Raw genomic sequence first — 18711 nt, 5'->3', positions numbered from 1 at the left:
CCCCATGCTTGCGACCCTGACCGCCTTCGTCATCACCTCCGCCGCCCGGCTGATCACCGGTGCCCGTGCCTTGTGGCTCGGCTGCACGCCGTTGCCGGTGCAACGCCTGTACTTCGCCAACCACAGCAGCCACGGCGACTTCGTGCTGCTGTGGGCGTCGCTGCCAGAACCCCTGCGCAAGCGCACCCGCCCAGTGGCCGGAGCCGACTACTGGGCAAAGCCCGGCATCCGCGATTTTCTCATCCGCAAAGTCTTCAACGGCATATTGATCGAGCGACAGCGCACAGAAGGCCAAGGCAGCCCCCTGCAGCCAATACTCGAAGCGGTGGCCCAAGGCGACTCGTTGATCTTCTTCCCGGAGGGCACCCGCAACCTTGGCGACGAACCGCTCATGCCGTTCAGAAGCGGGCTGTTCCACCTGGCCGCAGCCAACCCCGAGGTCGAGTTGGTGCCTGTGTGGATCGCCAACCTCAACCGGGTCATGCCAAAGGGCCGCGCCCTGCCATTGCCGCTGCTGTGCACATTGAGCTTCGGCGAACCCCTGAACCTGCACGCTGATGAAAGCAAGCAGGCCTTTCTGCAGCGGGCCAGCCAGGCCCTGCTGAACCTGGCGCCGAAGGATGCCTGACATGGATGACAACACACTTTCCCTGTTCGCCGGCATCGGCGCCCTGCTGCTACTCGCCAGCGTGATCGGCCGCCTGCTCAAGTGGCGTGCCGGCCCGGCGCCGCATGCGGTGATCGACAACCTCAATGCCCGCATCAACGCCTGGTGGGTGATGGTGCTGGTGATCGGCATCGCCTTCGTATTTGGCAAGTACGGCGTGATCGTGCTGTTCTATGGCGTGTCGTTCTACGCCCTGCGCGAGTTCATGACGCTGACCCCGACCCGGCGCAGCGACTACCCGGCGCTGGTCGCCGCGTTCTATGTGGCGCTGCCGGTGCAGTACCTGCTGATTGCCATGGACTGGTACGGCCTGTTCAGCATCTTCATTCCGGTGTACCTGTTCCTGCTGCTGCCGATCCTGGCCAGCTTCGGTGGCGATACCACACGCTTCCTGGAGCGCGCATCGAAGGTGCAGTGGGGGCTGATGATCGCGGTGTACTGCGTTTCCTCCGTGCCCGCGCTGATGACGCTTGATATCCCGGGTTTCGAGGGCCGCAACCTGCTGCTGATCGCCTGGCTAATCCTGGTGGTGCAGATCAGCGACGTGTTGCAGTACGTGTGCGGCAAGCTGTTCGGCAAACGCAAGGTGGCGCCCAACCTGTCCCCCTCGAAAACCCTCGAAGGCCTGGTCGGTGGCGTGGCACTGGCCACTTTGATCGGCGCCCTGCTGTGCTGGATCACCCCGTTCAACTTCTGGCAGGCGGCCCTGATGGCCCTGACCGTCAACGCCATGGGCTTCTTTGGCGGGTTGGTGATGTCGGCGATCAAGCGTGACCGTGGGGTGAAGGACTGGGGGCACATGATCGAAGGCCACGGCGGCATGCTCGACCGGATGGACTCGGTGTGCTTTGCGGCGCCGGTGTTCTTTCACTTCGTGCGGTACTGGTGGGCTTGAGTAATGAGCGGCTCTGACACGCCGGGGCCGCTATGCGGCCCATCGCAGGCAAGCCAGCGCCTACAGGTGCCGCGTATACCCTCGGAAGACCAGATATAGCGCGGTCAGGCACCTGGACGTCGAGCCCAGGCAACTGCGGCCCGGCCGATAGCCCTATGGTGACGGGTCATTCATCCAGTCACCAGGAGTTGTGCCATGTCCGATTTCATCACCGTCCTGCGCGAGACCTGCCCGACGCCGGTCGTGGACGCCACCAAGTGGAAGCGCATCGGCGGCGATCCGCACACCGTCAACCTCAATGCCTACCTGTCGGCCGACGGCAGCAAGATCATGGGCACCTGGATCTGCACCCCGGGCAAGTTCGAGGTCAACTACGACAAGTGGGAGTTCTGCCACTTCCTCGATGGCTACTGCATCATCACCCCGGAAGGCGAAGAGCCGAAGCACCTGAAGGCAGGTGATGTATTCGTGATCGAACCCGGGATGAAAGGCACCTGGGAAGTGGTCGAGACCGTGCGCAAGTACTTCGTTTTCGCCTGATAGCCAAGCCCTGCTTACGCAGGGCACCTTCAGCATCCGTAAATCCTGGGCAAAAAAAATCGCGGAGCAGGTGCCCTTCCCTCTGGTGCGCAGTTACAGAGGGAAGGCCGCCTGGCCCGCGATGAAGTCCACCTCGCTCGTCAATCCTTTTTGCGGTACCCCTCGACGATGGCCGAGAAGTCCTTGCCACCCTCCCCGCGCAGGCTCATCGCCTGATACAACTGCTGGGCCACGGCCCCGAGAATCACCGGCTGGTGCGCCTGACGGGCAGCCTCGGTAGCCAGCCCCAGGTCCTTGAGCATCAACTCGGCGCCAAAGCCGCCGGTGTACCCGCGTGAAGCAGGCGCGGTCTCGATCACGCCGGGCCATGGGTTGTACGTGTCTGAGCTCCAGCAACGGCCGGTCGAGCTGTTGATGATGCCGGCCAGCACCTGGGTGTCGATGCCCAGTGCATTACCCAAGGCCATGGCCTCGGACACGCCGATCATCGAAATGCCCAGCAGCAGGTTGTTGCAGATCTTGGCAATTTGCCCGGTACCCACCTCACCGCAATGCACGATGTTGCGGCCCATCTGCTCCAGCACCGGTTTGAGCGTGGCGAACAGCTCGGCGCTGGCACCGACCATGAAGGTCAGGGTGCCGGCCGCCGCGCCGCCGGTGCCACCGGAGACCGGTGCATCGCCCATGTCGACGCCCTTGGCCGCTGCGGCCTTGGACACCTCACGGGCGGTCTGCGGGTCGATGGTGCTGCAGTCCACAGTCGGTGTGCCGGGGCGTACGCCGGCCAGCACGCCGTCATCGTTCAGGTAGACGCTGCGCACATGGGCTGCGGCCGGCAGCATGGTGATCACCAGTTCGCTGTTGGCCGCTGCTTCCTTGGGTGAAGGGCTGACCTGCCCGCCCAGTTCGGCGAGCTCGGCCAACACGGTCTTGTTCAGGTCGAACAGGTTCAGCTGATGCCCGGCCTTGATCAGGTTGCGGGCCATGGGCGCGCCCATGTTGCCCAGGCCGATGAATGCGATACGCATGGCGAACTCCTTAGCGCAGGCTGATGGTGGTGTTCACACCGTCATTGACGCTGTCGTCATCGAACCAGCGGGCGGTGACGGTCTTGGTCTGAGTGTAGAACTGCACCACTTGCTTGCCGTACGGGCCGAGGTCGCCGAGCTTGGAGCCGCGCGAGCCGGTGAAGCTGAAGTACGGCACCGGCACCGGGATCGGGATGTTGATGCCGACCTGGCCGATGTCGATCTCGCTCTGGAACTTGCGCGCCGCCGCGCCGCTCTGGGTGAACAGGCCAGTGCCGTTGCCGAACGGGTTGCTGTTGACCAGGGCGATGGCCTCATCGAGGGTATCGACCTCCAGGGTTACCAGCACCGGGCCGAAGATTTCCTGGGTGTAGACCTGCATGTCGGTTTTAACCCCGGAGAACAGGGTTGGGCCGACGAAGTTACCTTGCTCATAGCCTGGCACTTTGACGTCGCGGCCATCGAGTTCGAGCTTGGCGCCTTCCTTGATGCCGCTTTCGATCAAGCCCAGCACCCGCTCCTTCGCACGCTTGGAGACCACCGGCCCGACGTCGGTACCCGGCTCGGACCCTGCATTGACCTTGAGCTTGCTCGCGGCCTCCTTGATGTCCGGCAGCCACTCGCGGGCCTTGCCCACCAGCACCGCCACCGAGGTGGCCATGCAACGCTGGCCGGCAGCACCAAAGGCCGCGCCGACCAGGGCGTTGACGGTCTGGGTGCGATTGGCGTCAGGCAGTACCACGGCGTGGTTCTTCGCGCCCATCATCGACTGCACGCGCTTGCCGTGCTGGCTGCCCAGGTTGTAGACGTGGGTGCCGACTTCGGTGGAACCGACGAACGAGATTGCCTTGATGTCCTGATGGGTGCAAATCGCATCCACCACCTGCTTGCCACCGTGCACCACGTTGAGCACACCGGCCGGCACGCCGGCTTCGAGCGCCAGCTCGACCAGCATCATGGTCGACAGCGGGTCCTGTTCGGAAGGCTTGAGCACGAAGGTGTTGCCGCAGACGATGGCCATGGGGAACATCCACAGCGGGATCATGGCCGGGAAGTTGAACGGGGTGATGCCCGCGCACACGCCGATGGGCTGGCGCAGGGTGTAGGTGTCGACGCCGCCGGCTACGTTCTCCGCGAATTCACCCATCTGCAAGGTGCCGATGGACGCCGCATGCTCGACCACTTCCAGGCCGCGGAAGATATCGCCTTCGGCATCGGCAATGGTCTTGCCCTGCTCGGCGCTGAGGGTCTGGGCGATGCGTTTGGAATGTTCGCGGATCAGCGCCTGCAGCTTGAGCATGATGCGCATGCGCGCGCCGATCGGGGTGTCACGCCAGGTCTTGAAGGCGCGATGGGCAGCCGCCACGGCAGCGTCGACTTCTTCGACGGTGGCGAACGGCACCCGCGCCAGCACTTGCTGGGTGGCCGGGTTGACGATATCGCGCCACTCGTCGGTCTTGGATTCGACCCACTGGCCATCGATCAGCAGCTTGACCTGCTCGACCTTGGTCTGGTCGGGGGATTGAGGTGCGTTCATCTGGGTTCTCCTTGGAATTATTGTCGGGTCGAGATCGCCAGCGCCGTGCAAACGCGAGGTGGCGTCCTGGGGCTTGTTTCGAGTATAGATGTGCAAACATCCAACAAGAACGCACAAAAAAACCGGATCATCATGCAAAAAGACCTCACATCCCTCAGCTCGCTCAACTGGGACGACCTGAAGTTTTTCCTCGAAGTGGCACGCACCCGCAAAGCCAGCAGCGCCGCCAAGCGCCTGAGCGTCGACTACACCACGGTGTCACGGCGCATAACGTCGCTGGAGGGGGCGCTGGGCACGCTGTTGTTCGAGAAGTCCCGGACCAACGGCTTCGTGCTTACCGCCGAAGGCCAGCGTTTGCTGGGCTATGCCGAGTCGATCGAGAGCACGCTGCACATGGCATGCGAGCAGGTGTCAGGCTCGGGGGTGGCGTTGTCGGGGCATGTGCGCATGGGCTGCACCGAAGGTTTCGGCAGCTTCTTCGTCACGCCGCAACTGAGCCACTTCGTCGATGCGTATCCGGCCATTTCGGTGGATATCCTGCCGCTGCCGCACTTCATCAGCCTGTCCAAGCGCGAGGCGGACATCGTCATTGCCCTGGAACGGCCCGAGCACGGCCCTTATGTGTGCTGCAAGCTGTGCGACTACCGGTTGCGGCTGTATGCGACCCAGGCGTACCTGGATAACCACGCGCCGATCCGCCAGGTGGGGGATTTGGCCAAGCACCCCTTCATCAGCTACGTGGATGACCTGGCGTTCAGCTCCGAGCTGCTGTACCTGGCCAACCTGATCCCCAATGCCAACGCGCATTTGCGCAGTACCAGCGTGATTGCGCAGTACACCGCAGCATTGCAGGGGCGTGGGCTGGCGATTCTGCCGTGTTTTCTGGCGGCGCAAGACCCGCGATTGGTCACGGTGCTACCAGAGCAGATCGAGGTGACGCGGCAATTCTGGATGTATTGCCGGGAAGATTTGCGCAAGTTGAAGCGCATTACCCTGCTGTGGGATTACATCCGTGGGGTGACCGAGGCGAATGCGCCGTTGTTGATGGGGGAAACCCGTGAGATGCGGTTTGCTCAGGAATGATGCAGCCCTCAGCAACGGCGCCGTACAGGTAGGAGCTGGCTTGGCCTGCGATGGGCCGCAACGCGGCCCCAGGTTGTTGCGGGCTATTGAAGATTCTTGCCCATGCCCCGCTCCATATCATCGATCAGCGCCTTCGCCATTTCGCTCAGGATTCTCGCTGCACTTCCTGCCACTCCCTGAGCCGTGGCGCGAGAACTTTTGTGATCGGTAAGGGCGTTGATCACTCGGCACAGCAGACGGATATTCATGCCCATGGCGTCGCGCATGAGGCTTGGACCGCTCTCGATCAGAACGCTGGTGGTCTGTTCCACTGTCAGAGTCAAAGCTCGGATCAGCAGGTCGCATTCCTCGATGCCAGGAGGATCTTGGAGTGATAGGTGGGGAGGATCTAACAGAAGAAGGGTTGATGCAGGAGGATCGGGGACGAGCTTTTTCATGATGGAGCTCCCTTAAGCAAACCAGGAACTGCCTCCCTCTTCGTCTCAAGGATTTGGGTGGCAGTCGTGCACGGTTTGAGACCCGGGACACATGAATACCGGCCAGGCCGAAGCCTGCCCGCGCACGACCGCCATGAAGCGGTGCCAACACATGTAGTCCGGGGGTCTCAAGCCCGATCGCCTTGAACGGCGACTCAGGGACGTTATCCCAGGGGCTCTTTCCCGCCTACGTGGCAACTTCTGACAGCGGCGTAGGATAGTTCGCTATATGCCGAAACCCGAAGCAATTGGTTTCAAACTCAGAAATGTCTTACGGCTAGACGGCCAAGTCGAGGGCTGCGCCCTCGATCGCAGCCAAGCCAGCGCCTGCAGGGACCGAGTCGGTCTGCAAGAGATCGCTCAGTACGACGCGACAACAATCGACACCCGTCGATTCTCGGTGCGCCCGGCACTGCTGCGGTTGTCCGCCACGGGTTGGGTACTGCCCAGGCCGCGGGTCTGGATGTTCTGCGCAGGCATGCCGATACCGATCAGCGTTCTGGCCACACTCTGCGCCCGGCGCTCGGACAATTGCTGGTTGTAGGCCGCCCTGCCCGACGCATCCGCGTGCCCATCCACCCGCACCCCCTGGATACCAACCCCCAGCAGTGCTTTGCCAATACGCTCGACAATCGCCTGGCTCTGGCTATTCAGGCCGTCCAGGTCACTGCCGAACAGTACCTTGCCCGACAGATCGAAGGCCCAGCCTTCATCCGTCGGGGCAAAGCCTTCGCGCTTGAGCACGGCGATCTGCTCGGCAGTCAGGCCCTTGGGCGGTGTGCTCTGGCAGCCGGTCAGCGCGAGCAAGGTGAGCAGCAAAGCCCAAAGGGGGAAACGCAAACGATGAATCACGGGTTCAACTCCTGTTTTTGATTTCGGCGGCGGACCGTTCCGTCTGCGCCACTTGCCACTGGCCACGGCGTTTTCGCTTGGCCTGGTACATTGCCGCATCGGCGGCGTCGAGCAGGCTGGCAGGGTCAGTGCCATCGACCGGGTAATAGGCGATGCCGACACTCAGCGAGGTGGCAATGCTGCTGCCACTGTCCAACTGCACCGGCAGCTTCATGCTGGCGACGATCTTCTCGGCGATGAGCTCGGCGTCTTCACGCGAATGCAGCGGCGTCAGCAACACCGCAAACTCGTCACCGCCCAGGCGCGCCACCAGGTCGTGCTCACGCAGTTGGGCGCGGATGCGGTCGGCAACGCTGATCAGCACCTCGTCGCCTACGGCATGGCCCAAGCTGTCATTGATCTGCTTGAAGTGGTCACTGTCGAGGAACAGCACCGCCAGGTGATCCTGCTGGCGCGCAGCATTGCGCAGGCAACGGCTGAGGCGCCCTTCGAAGAAGGCGCGGTTGGGCAGGCCGGTCAGGCTGTCATGGCTGGCCTGGTGGGCCAGGGTCTGGTTTTCGCTCTGCAGGTGGCTGTGCCACACCTCCAGTTCATCGAGCAAGGCATTGAAGTCGTTACCCAGCTCGTTGAGTTCGGCGATCGGCGCCTCCGGCACGCGACGGTCGAAGCGCCGTTCGCGCCGCGCGGCATGAGCAACGCTGGCCAAGCCGCGCAATGGCCGGACGATGTCGCCGAGCAGGCGCCGCGACAAGTACAGGGCGATGACTGCGCTGAGCACCATGCACAACAGGATCCCGCCCAACCCGCCGAGCAGGAACAGCAACAGGCTGCGGCCTTGGCCAATCAGCTCGATGTGCCCGACCTTTTGCTGCTGGTGATGGATCGGCAGGTTGACCGGTTCGTCCAGCAGCGTGGTAGCGACAAGGGTTTCCAGGTGGGCGAGCATGCCGCTGTCGTTGCGTTGCCAGTGGGCCAGTTGCTCACCGTCATTGTTGAACACCTTGGCGTCGGCCACCTCTTCGGTACTGGCGATCAGCGCCAGCGCCTCATTGGCTGCGACGCGGTCGTCGAACACCACGGCGGCTTCCACGGTGTAGGTGATCGAGCGGGCGATCAGGTGCAGGTTGTGGTTGGCATAGACCTGCAGGGCAAGCACGCCCAGCACGGTCAGCGAAACACCGACCAGGCCTACGGCGAGCAGGGCAACATTGAGGTGCCCACGGCCGAGCACCGAACGCAGGGTCGGGCGCATGCGCTTGTTGGCAGCTTTCATGGCTGCGCACCTCGGCGCCGGGACAATTGCAGCACGCTGGGGTGGATGCGTACGCCCGAACGGGCCACGGAGTCGAGGTTCACTTCAAAGGCGACCTGCTGATCGCTGACCCGCAGGCAGAACAAGCTGCCGACGGTACAGGGGTCGTCGGCCTCGCTGATGCTCAATACCGGGTGACCGCTGACGCGCTGGAACAACCGATCGCGTTGGCCTTGATCGAGCTTGCCGATGTAAATGGCATCGCAGGCCTGGGCGACTTGTGCATCGTCAGCCAGCAGGCGACGCACCTGCAAAGGCCGCCCGGATTCCTGCACATGCCCTTTGATCAGGTCGTCGGCGTACTCGGTAGGGCCGACCAGGCACAGGCGCAACGGCGCAGGTTCGGCTGGCCAGCGTGCGTAGCTGAAGATTCCCAACACCACCTGGGTGACGGCCTTGGCGCGTTGCTGTGCTTGCACAGCGGTGGCTGAGGATTCCGCCCAGGCAGGGCCTGCCGGTAGCGACAGGGCGGCCAGCAACAGCGAAAGCATACAGCTCGTCAATCGCCTCCCGGCCACGGTCATGTGGGAAATCTCTCGAAGTCCTTTCAGATATTGGCGCAACGATAGCACATGGCCGCCAACCCTGACTTGCGTGGCTTTTGTAGGAGCGGCCTTGCGTCGCGAAAGGGCTGCGCAGCGGCCCCGGCGATCTTGTTGCAACCACAGAACCTTGTTGCAACCACAGAACCTTGTTGCAACACAGAACCTTGTTGCAACACAGAACCTTGTTGCAACACAGAACCTGGGGCTGCTGCGCAGCCCTTTCGCGACGCAAGGCCGCTCCTACAAGGGCCGCGCCGCAATGATGGCAGCAGTGGGAGATTCAGACCTGTTCGAGCATCAGGCCGGAGATCCGCCGTACCTTGCGTGACACCGCCTCTTCGAATATGCCCTGGCGTGGCTCGATCAGGCTGAAGCAATGCTTGGCCCGGGTGATGCCGGTGTACACCAGCTCCTTGGTCAACACCGGGTTGAGGGCATCCGGCAGCACCAGCGCGGTATGGCTGAACTCCGAGCCCTGGGACTTGTGCACGGTCATGGCGAACACGGTTTCCACCTCGTTGAGCCGGCTTGGCAAGACAAAACGTACTCCGCCGTTGCCATCGTTACGCGGGAAGGCCACCCGTAGCAGCGGCTCGCCCCGCTCATCCGGCAGGCGCAAGGCGATGCCGATGTCACCGTTCATCAGGCCCAGGCCATAATCGTTGCGCGTCACCAGCACGGGCCGGCCCTCGTACCAGGGCTGCTGGGCGTCGATCAGCCCGGCATTGTGCAGCACCCGAGCCACCCGCTCATTGAGGCCCTCCACCCCCCAAGCGCCCCGGCGTACCGCACAGAGCAGCTGGAAGTCCTCGAAACCGTGCAGTACCTTGCTCGCCCATTGCTCCCACAGTGGGTCGTCATAAGCAGTGCCAGGTGCCGGCCGATAACGCCCCAGGGTCCGCAGGTAGCTGCGATAGCCTTGCGGGCCCTCGGCGCCGCGGTTGAGGCCGTCGAGCAGCAAACGGTCGAAGGCCCGGTCCTGTTCGTTCTTCAGCGACAGGCCATTCACATCAGGCGGTGGCAGGGCGAGCAGATTGCGCGCCGCATGCGATTCCTGACGGTTGACCAGCCGAGCCAATTGGCCAATACCGCTGCCCTCGCCGAAGCGCCGGGAAAAACGCAGCATCACCACTTGCTGCGCCAGCGGATTGCGCTGCGCATCACCGGCCACCAGGCCACTGCCCTGCAGCGACTGGCCGCCGATCTGCTCCAGCCACGCCTGGGTCGCGGCCGAGTAGCAACCGTCCTCGGCATCCCGGCACAGGTCACCCAGTACCGCACCCGCCTCGACCGAGGCCAACTGGTCTTTATCACCCAGCAGGATCAGCCGCGCGCGAGGTGGCAGCGCATCGAGCAGGTTGGCCATCATCTCCAGGTCGATCATCGAGGCCTCGTCCACCACCAGCACGTCCAGTGGCAACGGATTACCCGCATGGTGGCGGAAGTGCCGCGACCCTGGGCGGCTGCCCAACAGCCGGTGCACGGTGCTGACCTCGGTGGGGATCTGCCCGCGCACGGCAGTACTGACCTGCAGCCGCTCGACCTGCTGGCCGATGGACTCGGTCAGGCGCGCCGCCGCCTTGCCGGTCGGCGCGGCCAGGCGAATGCGCAAAGGCCTGCCCTGCTCCACCGCCGGCGCCTGCAGCAAGGCCAGCAACCGCACCACCGTGGTGGTCTTGCCGGTGCCGGGGCCGCCAGTGATGATGCTGAAGCCGGCCCGGGTCGCCAGGGCGCAGGCAAGCTTTTGCCAATCGACCTGGCCAGCCAGGGCGCCTTCGTCGAACAACTGGCCCAGGCGAGCCGGCAAGTCGCTGGGCGCTGCCTCGTGCTGGCTCAGGCGCTGGCGCAGGTTGTGGTCGATGCGCCGCTCGTAGCTCCAGTAGCGGCGCAGGTACAGACGCTCGCCACTGATTACCAGCGGCCGCGCCTGCTGGCCGGGTGTGTCACCACTGGCCACCAGTGGGCTGGCCGCGATGCGCTGGCGCCAGGCCTGAAGGTCCAGGCCGGCAAGCAGTTGCGAAGGCAACAGCAAGGGGCCGATCAGGGCGTCACCCTCCGGCGGCAGCGACAGCGCGAAGTCTGGCTCGGCCAGGGTCTGCTGCAGGTCCAGGCAGACATGCCCATGGCCCAGCTGATGGCTTGCCAAGGCTGCCGCCAGCAACAGCAACGGATCGCTGCCGGGCGCACGTTCTTCGAGAAACGACACGAAGGCACGGTCGAGGGCACGCAGCCAGCCACGCTCGACCCAACGGTCCAGCAGTAGCAGCAGGTCGCCGCTGTCGCGCTGCGGCGCGAGGGCCAGCAGGTGCTCGGCATGCAAGGGGGTGGGCAACAGGTCGGTGAGGCTTCGGCTCATGGCGCGGCTCCGGCAAACAGGTCCTGCTGCTCGGGCACAGACTCACCACGGAACAGTGCATCGAGTGCTTCGATCAGCACACGCGGCGGCTTGGCGAAGTACACGCCATGGCCGCTGCTGCTGGCACCACGCAGGAAGATGAACAGGGCGCCGCCGACATGGCGGTCGTAATCGTAATCAGGCAGCCGGGCGCGCAACTGACGGTGCAGGGCCAGCAGATACAGGACGTACTGCAAGTCGTAGCGATGCTCGAGGATGGCTTTTTCCATGGCCAAGCTGTCGTAAGCCTGGATGTCCGGGCCCAGCCAGTTGGATTTGTAATCGGCCACGTAGTAGCGCCCGTCCAGTTCGAAGGCCAAGTCGATGAAGCCCTTGAACATGCCGTTGAGCAACGTCGGTTGCGCCGCCGGGCGCGCATGGCCTGGGTGGGTGTGGCGCGCCACCAGCTGATCGAGCTGTTCGGCGTCGACCTGATGGCTGGCGAACCAGAACTCCATTTCGATCTGGTAATGACGCAACTGCGCAAGGGTCAGGCTTACTTCCTGGCCCAGGACAGGCAATGGTTCGTTCAGCAACATGTGCAACCAGGGCGTCAGCGACGCGATCCAGCCGGTCCAGTCACGCCGATTGCAGCGCTGCCCGACGGTGCGCTCGATCAGTTCAAGGTTGCCGCTGACCTCGGCGAAACCTTCACGGCCGGCCCATTCCAGCAGGCCGTGCAGGAAGGTACCGGGGTTCGGCCCCCGCGGGAAGCGGTGGATATCGCCGCCTTCTACCGGCACCTCGCGCAGTACCTGGGCGTCGACCACTTCGTCATCCAACAGTTGCTGGGCCTGCGAGCTGTCGGCGCCGAGAGTCTGCTCGCCGACGCGCAGGGCACTGTAGGACGCGATCCACCAGTTCTCGGCGGCCGCCCGCCGGGGTTTGCGCGCAGGCAGCAGCTCACGTTCGGCTTGCGGCATGCGATACCCCTGATCGTCGGCCAGCGGCAGCGGCGGGCAGGCAATGTACGGGCAGGCCGATGCCAACGCCTGCAGCCAGCCCGCCAGTTGCCCGGAACTCGGCAGGGCAAGGCCACCGCCCAGCAGATAACCGAGCGCCGAACGGTGCAGTTGCGAGTGCTTCTGGTTGCCGCGTTTCAGGTCGGCGACCCCAAGCCAGCAGGCATGCTGGGCGCGGGTCAGGGCCACATAGAGCAGGCGCAGGTCTTCGGCCAGGCGCTCGTCATCGGCCCGGGCGATCTGCTCTTGATCAGGCGTAAGGGTCAGGTGGGCGTTGCCTTGGCTGTCATGCCAGGCCAACGGCAGGCGCGTACCGTCTACCGGCTTGCTGGTGCAGATGAACGGCAGGTAGACCAAGGGGTATTCCAGGCCCTTGGACTTGTGGATAGTCACCACCTTGACCAGTTGCTCATCGCTCTCCAGCCGCAGGATCTGCTCTTCGCCGGCCTGGCCGGAGCTGGACAGGTGCTCGGCCAGGTGACGGATCAATGCCTGCTCGCCATCCAGCTCACCTGCCGCCTGTTGCAGCAATTCGGCCAGGTGCAGCAGGTTGGTCAGCACGCGCTCGCCGTCACTGCGGGCGATGAGCGTGCGCGGCAGCTGGAAGTCGTGCAGCAGGTGCCGCAGCATCGGCAGCACACCCTGGCGCTGCCAGGTCTCGCGGTAGCGACGAAAACGCATGACCCAGTCTTCCCACACGCGCTCGTCTTGGTTCAGCTTGTCCAGCGCGGCCAATGACAGGTCGAGGGTGAGGCTGGCCAGGGCGGCCTTGAGCAGGCGCTCCGAGTCCGGTTCGGCGCAGGCCTTCAGCCACGCCAGCAGGTCATGGGCCTCCTGGGCGGCGAACACCGAGTCTTTGTCGGACAGGTACACGCTGCGCACATCCCGAGCAGCCAGCTCGCCACGGATCATCTGGGCTTCGTGGCCGTCGCGCACGAGGATGGCGATATCCGATGGCAGGCAAGGGCGCAGTTCGCCTTCGCCGTTACGGAAACCCGCCGTGCCCTGCTGGCCACCGTTGAGCAGGGCGACGATATGGCTGGCGCAGCTGGCCGCCAACTGCTGACGGTACAGGGTGCCCGAGACCGGTTCTTCGCTCTGCAGTTGCCAGCATTGCAAGGCTGCACACACCTCGCCATCCACCAGCAGCTGTTCGCCACGGCCTTTGGCACGCACCTCGATGAACGGCAACGGGTTGTCTTCGGCTTCACGGAACAGGAACGCCCCTCGCCCCTGGCTTCGCGTCTCGGCCTGGAGGAACACCTGGTTAACCGCCGCGACCATCGCCTGGCTCGAGCGGTAGTTGGTGTCCAGGCTGTGCAGGCGCCCGGTGGTGGCACGACGGGCGGCAAGGTAGGTAAAGATGTCGGCGCCGCGGAAGGCATAAATCGCCTGCTTGGGGTCGCCGATCATGAACAGCCCGGTTTCGGTGCGGTTTTCGGTGATCTGGTAGATCCGCTCGAAGATGCCGTACTGGACCGGGTCGGTGTCCTGGAATTCGTCGATCAGTGCCACCGGGAACTGCTCACGAATCAACCCGGCCAGGCGCTCGCCGGCCTCGCTGGCCAGGGCATGTTGCAGGCGCAACAGCATGTCGTCGAAGCCCATTTCGGCGCGCCGACGCTTCTCCACTTCAAAACGCGCCGAGACCCAGCTGGCAGCATGTTCGAGCAGCCGCGCATCCGGGCTGGCCAGCGCCTGCAATTGCTGCTGCAGCGTCTGCATGGCACGCAGCCCCGGGTGATCGGGTGGCTCGCCTGACTTCCAGGCCTCGGCCATGCCGGCCGGGGTCAGGCGGGTGAAGCCGGTACCCAGGTCGAGTTCGACGATGTGTTCGTCGGCGGCCCATGCGCTCAGCTTGTCGAACCAAGGTTCGAAGTAGCGTGCCTGCATCTTGCGGCCGTCGGCCAGCTTGGCGGCCACGGCATCGCGGCAGATCTGCCGCAGCTCATCGGCCCACTGTGCCCAGGGCGCCTTGAGCTGGGCCAACTGCTCGGTACGTTGCGCAAGCGCGTCTTCAATCAACGCCTCGGGTTCTTGCTCGTGCTGCTGGGCCCGTACCCGACCGAACAGCGGGCGAATGCGCGGCAACAGCGCGTCGGGGCTGCCCCAGTGGCCACGCACCCAGGCCAGCGCCTCACCCTGCATGCCATAGCAGAACCGCCGCCAGTAATCGCGCATGACCTGGCCAAGCAGGTCGGTGTGATCGGTCTCCAGCGTCTGGGTGAACAGGCTGCCGCTGTCGAACGCGTGCTCGCGAAGCATGCGTTGGCACCAACCGTGGATGGTCGACACCGCCGCTTCATCCATCCATTGCACGGCGATTTCCAGGCGGCTGGCGCAACGCGGCCAAGCTTCTTGCGGGTAATCGTCGCGCAACTGATGCAGCAGTGGGTCGGCCGCTTCAAGCTCGCCACGGAAGAACCGCGCCGCTTCGGCCAGGCGGGCCCGTATGCGTTCGCGCAGCTCTTTGGTGGCGGCGTCGGTAAAGGTCACCACGAGGATCTGCGGGGGCAACAGTTCACGGCCGAAAGCCTGTTCGCCGCCGTGGCCGAGGATCAGCCGCAGGTACAGCGCCGAGATGGTGAATGTCTTGCCGGTACCGGCGCTTGCTTCGATCAGCTGGCTACCATGCAGGGGAAAACTCAGTGCCAGGGGACGGTCCAGCGTCATGCGCCACTCTCCGGGTTGCCCAGGGCCTGCCAGGGTGCGTTGAACAATGGGCGGTACAAGGTTTCGCACCAGCCTTCAAAGGTTTCGTCGGCGCTGAGCGCGGCGAAATCACGGAACTGCCGGGCCAGGGCAATACTTTCGCTGCGCTCGCCGAAGCTGTTGCGCTCGTCACCTTCATAGGCACGGGCCGCTGCGGCCAGCGCCTTGTCGGCATCGTCCTGACCCAGCCAGGCAAAGGCGGTCTTGGCTGCCACCGACAGTGGCGCGTTCATTGCCGCCTGGCGCGCTACCAGCAGGTCGCCGAGCAGCTGCGCCGCCTCACCTTGCGGCAAGGGCACAAGCAGCAGGGTCAGGTCACTGGCCACCAGCGCACTGTTAAGCGGGTAACCCGCAGCACAGGCGGCCAGGTGCATGACCCAGGGCGCGATCAGCCGGTGCCACTTGTAGTTGTTGCGCCCGGCGCTGATGGTGTTCGGGACCGTGGTGATACTGAGCAGGCTTTGATCTTCTGCCTGGTAAACACGGCCCAGCCAGCCTTCGAGGCGATGCCTGCCCTGTTCGAAATGAACAGGCAATGCGCCTTCGACCAGGTGAGGCCAGCGTTGCAACAACTGGCGATGGCGTTGTAGCAGATCGGGCAGCGGCTGGATCAGCTCGGCCTGCAAGAGCTGCCCGAAACCGGCAAGGGGTAACAGGCCACAGGCTTGCAGGCGGCGGGCCTGCGCCTGCAAGGCAGGCTCGGCATGGTCCGGGTCAGCCAATGCGGCATTCAACAGGCTTTCGGCGGCACCATAGCGTTGCAAGGTATCGAGCACGAACGGCTCTTCATCCGGGGTCGGCGCCTCCAGGGCCTCGAAGAACACCTTCAAACGCTGGCTGAAGAAGTGCCGCACCGGGTGGCGAAGAAAGTCGTGCAGTTGCGTCAGGCTCAGCGCTTCATCATCGACGTAGGGCGGCAGATCGGGATCGGGCTGCGCGAGCGCCTGCCCGGGCAGATGCAGCACCTGCCACTCATGGGCGAAGCTGAACAAAGGGCTGCCCTTCTGGAAGTAACGCGGGCTGAACGGCTGTAGCGGGTGCTCCTGCGTCAAGGCATGCAGCAACCGCTCGTCCGGCCCAAGCCCTGGGCCCGCGTCGGTGCCGGCCAAACGCCAACCTGCAGCCACATGGTCGCGTAACTGGCCGATAAGCACTGAGGCCGGGCGCTCACTGTTGTCGCGGATACTGCGCCCGACCCAGCTGACATACAGCTGATCGCGTGCCGACAGCAGGGCTTCGAGCAGCAGGTAACGGTCATCCTCACGGCGCGAGCGATCACCGGGGCGGTAGTCGCTGGCCATCAGGTCGAAGTCCAGCGGCTGCTGGGCGCGGGGGTAGTCACCATCGTTCATGCCCAGCAGGCAGACCACCCGGAAGGGGATGGCGCGCATGGGCATGAGGGTGCAGAAGTTTACCGAGCCGGCGAGGAAGCGCTGGGACAGCTTGCCCTGATCCAGGCCAGACAACCATGCTTCGCGGACCACGGTCAGCGGTAGCGAGTCCTGCAGGCCGACGGTTTCGCACACTTGCAGCCAGGCATCGCGCAAGTCCTGCAGTTGCATCAACAGAAACTCGTCGTGCTCACCTTCAGCCAGGAAGAACACCTGCAACAAGGCATTCAGGCGTTCGCCCCACTGGGTGACGGTCGCGGGCTGGGCCAGTGCCTGGCACGCCACATCCAGGGCATCCAGCAGGGCCACCAGCGGGCCGATCAGTGCAGCATCCAGGCCGCCGATTTCGTCATAGGGTTCAATGCCGTCACAGCCCTCACCTACGCCAACAGCATACCCCAGCAGCATACGCCGCAGGCCAAACCGCCAGCTGTTCTGCTCCAAGCCTTCCGGCAAGCCCAGGCTGGCGCGCTGCTCGGCATTCAGGCCCCAACGGATACCGGCGCCTTCGATCCAGCGATGCAGGGTGGGCAGGTCACTTTCACGGATGGCGAAACGGGCGCGTACCGCCGGCACGTCGAGCAGGTCGAGCACTTCGCTGACGGCGAAACGGCTATCCGGCAACTTGAGCAGGTGCTCCAGGGCAATCAGCAATGGCTCCCGACCGCGTTGGCCTTGATCGGTGAGGGTGAACGGAATGTAGCGTGGGTCATGACGCTGCAACTGCCCGAATACGGCGCGGATATGGGGCGCGTAGCTGTCGATTGCCGGCAGCATCACGATCACGTCGCGCGGGCGCAGGGTAGGGTCGGCGCTGAAACGTGCCAGGAGCTGGTCGTGGAGAATCTCCACCTCGCGTTGCGGGCTGTGCGCGACGTGAAAGCGCATCGAACGGTCCTGCCCGAGGTCGACTTGCGGCCAGCGCTCACGGGTTTCGGCGAGCGGGCGCAGTTCAAGGATGTCATCTTGCAGCTGGTTGAGCAGCGTGGTCGGCGAACCCTCGCTGAACAGGTCGATGCGCCCCTCGCTGAACACACCGCGGTAGCTGCCCGGGTCGTCATAGCTGTCGAGCAGGTTGATGTAGTCACGGCCCTGCTTGCCCCAGGCGGCCAGCAGCGGATGCGCGTGCTGGTGCAGGGATTGGTCATCCAGCAGCAGCGGCATGCCCTGCTTGCGCTGTTGGCGCTTGTACTGATGGCGCAGCAGGTCTTTGTCGGCGACGATATCGGCCCAGTGATGGCGGCAAGGGTTGTGAACGCAAAGCAGTACTTGGCTGAACCGGGCCAGCCCAGCCAACGCCTCCAGTGCCTGAGCCGGCAGGGAAGAGATACCGAACACGATCACCCGCGATGGCAGGCCCGCAGGGGCTTGTTCCAGGCTGTTGATGCGCTCGATGAAACGCTGATGCACGCCCGCGCGACTCTGCGCCATGCCTTGTTCGCCGACATCTTCCAGCAGGGCGCGCCACAGCTCGGCCTGCCAGCGATTGCCAGGGGGCAGCGCTTTACGCTCGCCCCGAGCGGTATTGAGGACGTGATCACCGCCCGCCCAGTCCTTGAGCCAGTCGGCTCGGTAGACCTGGTATTGGTCGAACAAGTCGGCGAGGCGCTCGGCAAGCTGATAACGCTTGCGCAGGTCGCTATCGTCGGTAAGAAAACGCCGCAAGGGCTCGAAGTGCTCGCGCTCGATCAACGACGGCAGCAAGCGCATCAGGCGCCAGGTCAGCGGCGCCTTGTCGAGCAAGGACACCTCAGGGATTTCATCGCGGCCCAGCACTCGACGGTAAAGCTGCCACATGAAACTGCCAGGCAGTTGCACATCGATCGCGGCCGCGATGCCACAGCCGCCCAGGTCACCCTCTTCAGGGTCTTCAGCCAGCGCCAGTTTCAGCCACTGGGCAATGCCGTTGCTTTGCACCAGGGCAATTTCGTTTTCCAACGGCGCTAACGGGTACCGACGCATCCAGCTCACCACCAAGCTGCGCAAGTCGTCGAGGCGGTTGCCATGCACGATCATGAAGCCGGGCTGAAGGGTGGTGGTGTTGACCATTGAGCATTCCCTGGAAGGCAGTGGGTTCTGATGCGGAACCATATCACGGGGCATGCCCGGGCTTATGGCGAGCATGGCGACAATTCTTTTCCAGCCGCAAAGACAAAACCCCTACCTGCTCGCGCAGATAGGGGTTTTGCGAAATGAATCTTGACGATGACCTACTCTCACATGGGGAGACCCCACACTACCATCGGCGATGCATCGTTTCACTACTGAGTTCGGGATGGGATCAGGTGGTTCCAATGCTCTATGGTCGTCAAGAAA

13 protein-coding genes and 1 rRNA gene are annotated in these 18711 nt (G+C 64.1%); 4 read left to right on the top strand and 10 right to left on the bottom strand.

The annotated features are described in order from the left end of the window. The first annotated feature begins 4 nt into the window (after window positions 1–4). From HU770_RS06215 to HU770_RS06205, 3 genes are all read left to right on the top strand, one after another. Window positions 5–628, top strand: a complete 624-nt coding sequence (locus HU770_RS06215; RefSeq protein WP_033702968.1) for a lysophospholipid acyltransferase family protein — start codon at window positions 5–7, stop codon at window positions 626–628. A gap of 1 nt (window position 629) precedes the next feature. Continuing rightward, window positions 630–1562, top strand: coding sequence for a phosphatidate cytidylyltransferase (locus HU770_RS06210; RefSeq protein WP_033702976.1), 933 nt, complete (start codon window positions 630–632; stop codon window positions 1560–1562). Between the two features lie 195 nt (window positions 1563–1757). Next, window positions 1758–2102 carry a cupin domain-containing protein gene (locus tag HU770_RS06205; RefSeq protein WP_003251579.1) on the top strand — a complete coding sequence of 115 codons (345 nt, stop codon included), beginning with the start codon at window positions 1758–1760 and terminating at the stop codon, window positions 2100–2102. A gap of 140 nt (window positions 2103–2242) precedes the next feature. Here HU770_RS06205 and mmsB read toward each other — a convergent pair whose 3' ends face one another. Together mmsB and HU770_RS06195 are read right to left on the bottom strand one after the other, a co-directional pair. Next, window positions 2243–3130 (bottom strand): 3-hydroxyisobutyrate dehydrogenase, encoded by an 888-nt coding sequence (mmsB, locus tag HU770_RS06200; protein WP_033702977.1) that lies wholly within the window; start codon window positions 3128–3130, stop codon window positions 2243–2245. A gap of 10 nt (window positions 3131–3140) precedes the next feature. After that, window positions 3141–4667, bottom strand: a complete 1527-nt coding sequence (locus HU770_RS06195; RefSeq protein WP_033702978.1) for a CoA-acylating methylmalonate-semialdehyde dehydrogenase — start codon at window positions 4665–4667, stop codon at window positions 3141–3143. A gap of 132 nt (window positions 4668–4799) precedes the next feature. Between HU770_RS06195 and HU770_RS06190 the strand changes: the two genes are divergently transcribed. Continuing rightward, window positions 4800–5750, top strand: coding sequence for a LysR family transcriptional regulator (locus HU770_RS06190; protein ID WP_033702979.1), 951 nt, complete (start codon window positions 4800–4802; stop codon window positions 5748–5750). Window positions 5751–5833: 83 nt separating this feature from the next. Here the strand turns inward: HU770_RS06190 and HU770_RS06185 are convergent, their stop codons facing one another. From HU770_RS06185 to rrf, 8 genes are all read right to left on the bottom strand, one after another. Beyond that, the gene (locus tag HU770_RS06185; protein ID WP_238347471.1) at window positions 5834–6187 is read right to left on the bottom strand and encodes a hypothetical protein; all 354 of its coding nucleotides are present in this window, start codon (window positions 6185–6187) and stop codon (window positions 5834–5836) included. A gap of 399 nt (window positions 6188–6586) precedes the next feature. Beyond that, window positions 6587–7078, bottom strand: a complete 492-nt coding sequence (locus tag HU770_RS06180) for an OmpA family protein (protein WP_047582598.1) — start codon at window positions 7076–7078, stop codon at window positions 6587–6589. 4 nt (window positions 7079–7082) lie between these two features. Beyond that, window positions 7083–8351, bottom strand: a complete 1269-nt coding sequence (locus HU770_RS06175) for a diguanylate cyclase (RefSeq protein ID WP_033702981.1) — start codon at window positions 8349–8351, stop codon at window positions 7083–7085. Then, window positions 8348–8914, bottom strand: a complete 567-nt coding sequence (locus tag HU770_RS06170) for a YfiR family protein (RefSeq protein WP_033702982.1) — start codon at window positions 8912–8914, stop codon at window positions 8348–8350. Before HU770_RS06170 ends, HU770_RS06175 begins: the two co-directional genes overlap by 4 nt. 301 nt (window positions 8915–9215) lie before the next feature. Further along, a complete protein-coding gene (gene recD, locus HU770_RS06165; RefSeq protein ID WP_033702984.1) occupies window positions 9216–11291 on the bottom strand; it encodes an exodeoxyribonuclease V subunit alpha in 2076 nt (691 codons plus the stop codon). Beyond that, on the bottom strand, window positions 11288–14965 hold the full coding sequence (gene recB, locus HU770_RS06160; RefSeq protein ID WP_186663321.1) for an exodeoxyribonuclease V subunit beta: 3678 nt from the start codon (window positions 14963–14965) through the stop codon (window positions 11288–11290). Before recB ends, recD begins: the two co-directional genes overlap by 4 nt. Beyond that, window positions 14962–18444, bottom strand: coding sequence for an exodeoxyribonuclease V subunit gamma (gene recC / locus HU770_RS06155; protein ID WP_186663320.1), 3483 nt, complete (start codon window positions 18442–18444; stop codon window positions 14962–14964). The genes recB and recC overlap by 4 nt, the downstream gene beginning before the upstream one ends. A 148-nt stretch (window positions 18445–18592) precedes the next feature. Further along, window positions 18593–18708: ribosomal RNA gene (gene rrf, locus HU770_RS06150) — 5S ribosomal RNA — on the bottom strand. Between the last annotated feature and the right edge of the window lie 3 nt (window positions 18709–18711).

This window comes from Pseudomonas sp. SWRI68 (assembly GCF_014269165.1).
Lineage (GTDB): Bacteria > Pseudomonadota > Gammaproteobacteria > Pseudomonadales > Pseudomonadaceae > Aquipseudomonas > Aquipseudomonas capeferrum.
This window is presented reverse-complemented; position numbering and strand designations above follow the sequence as displayed.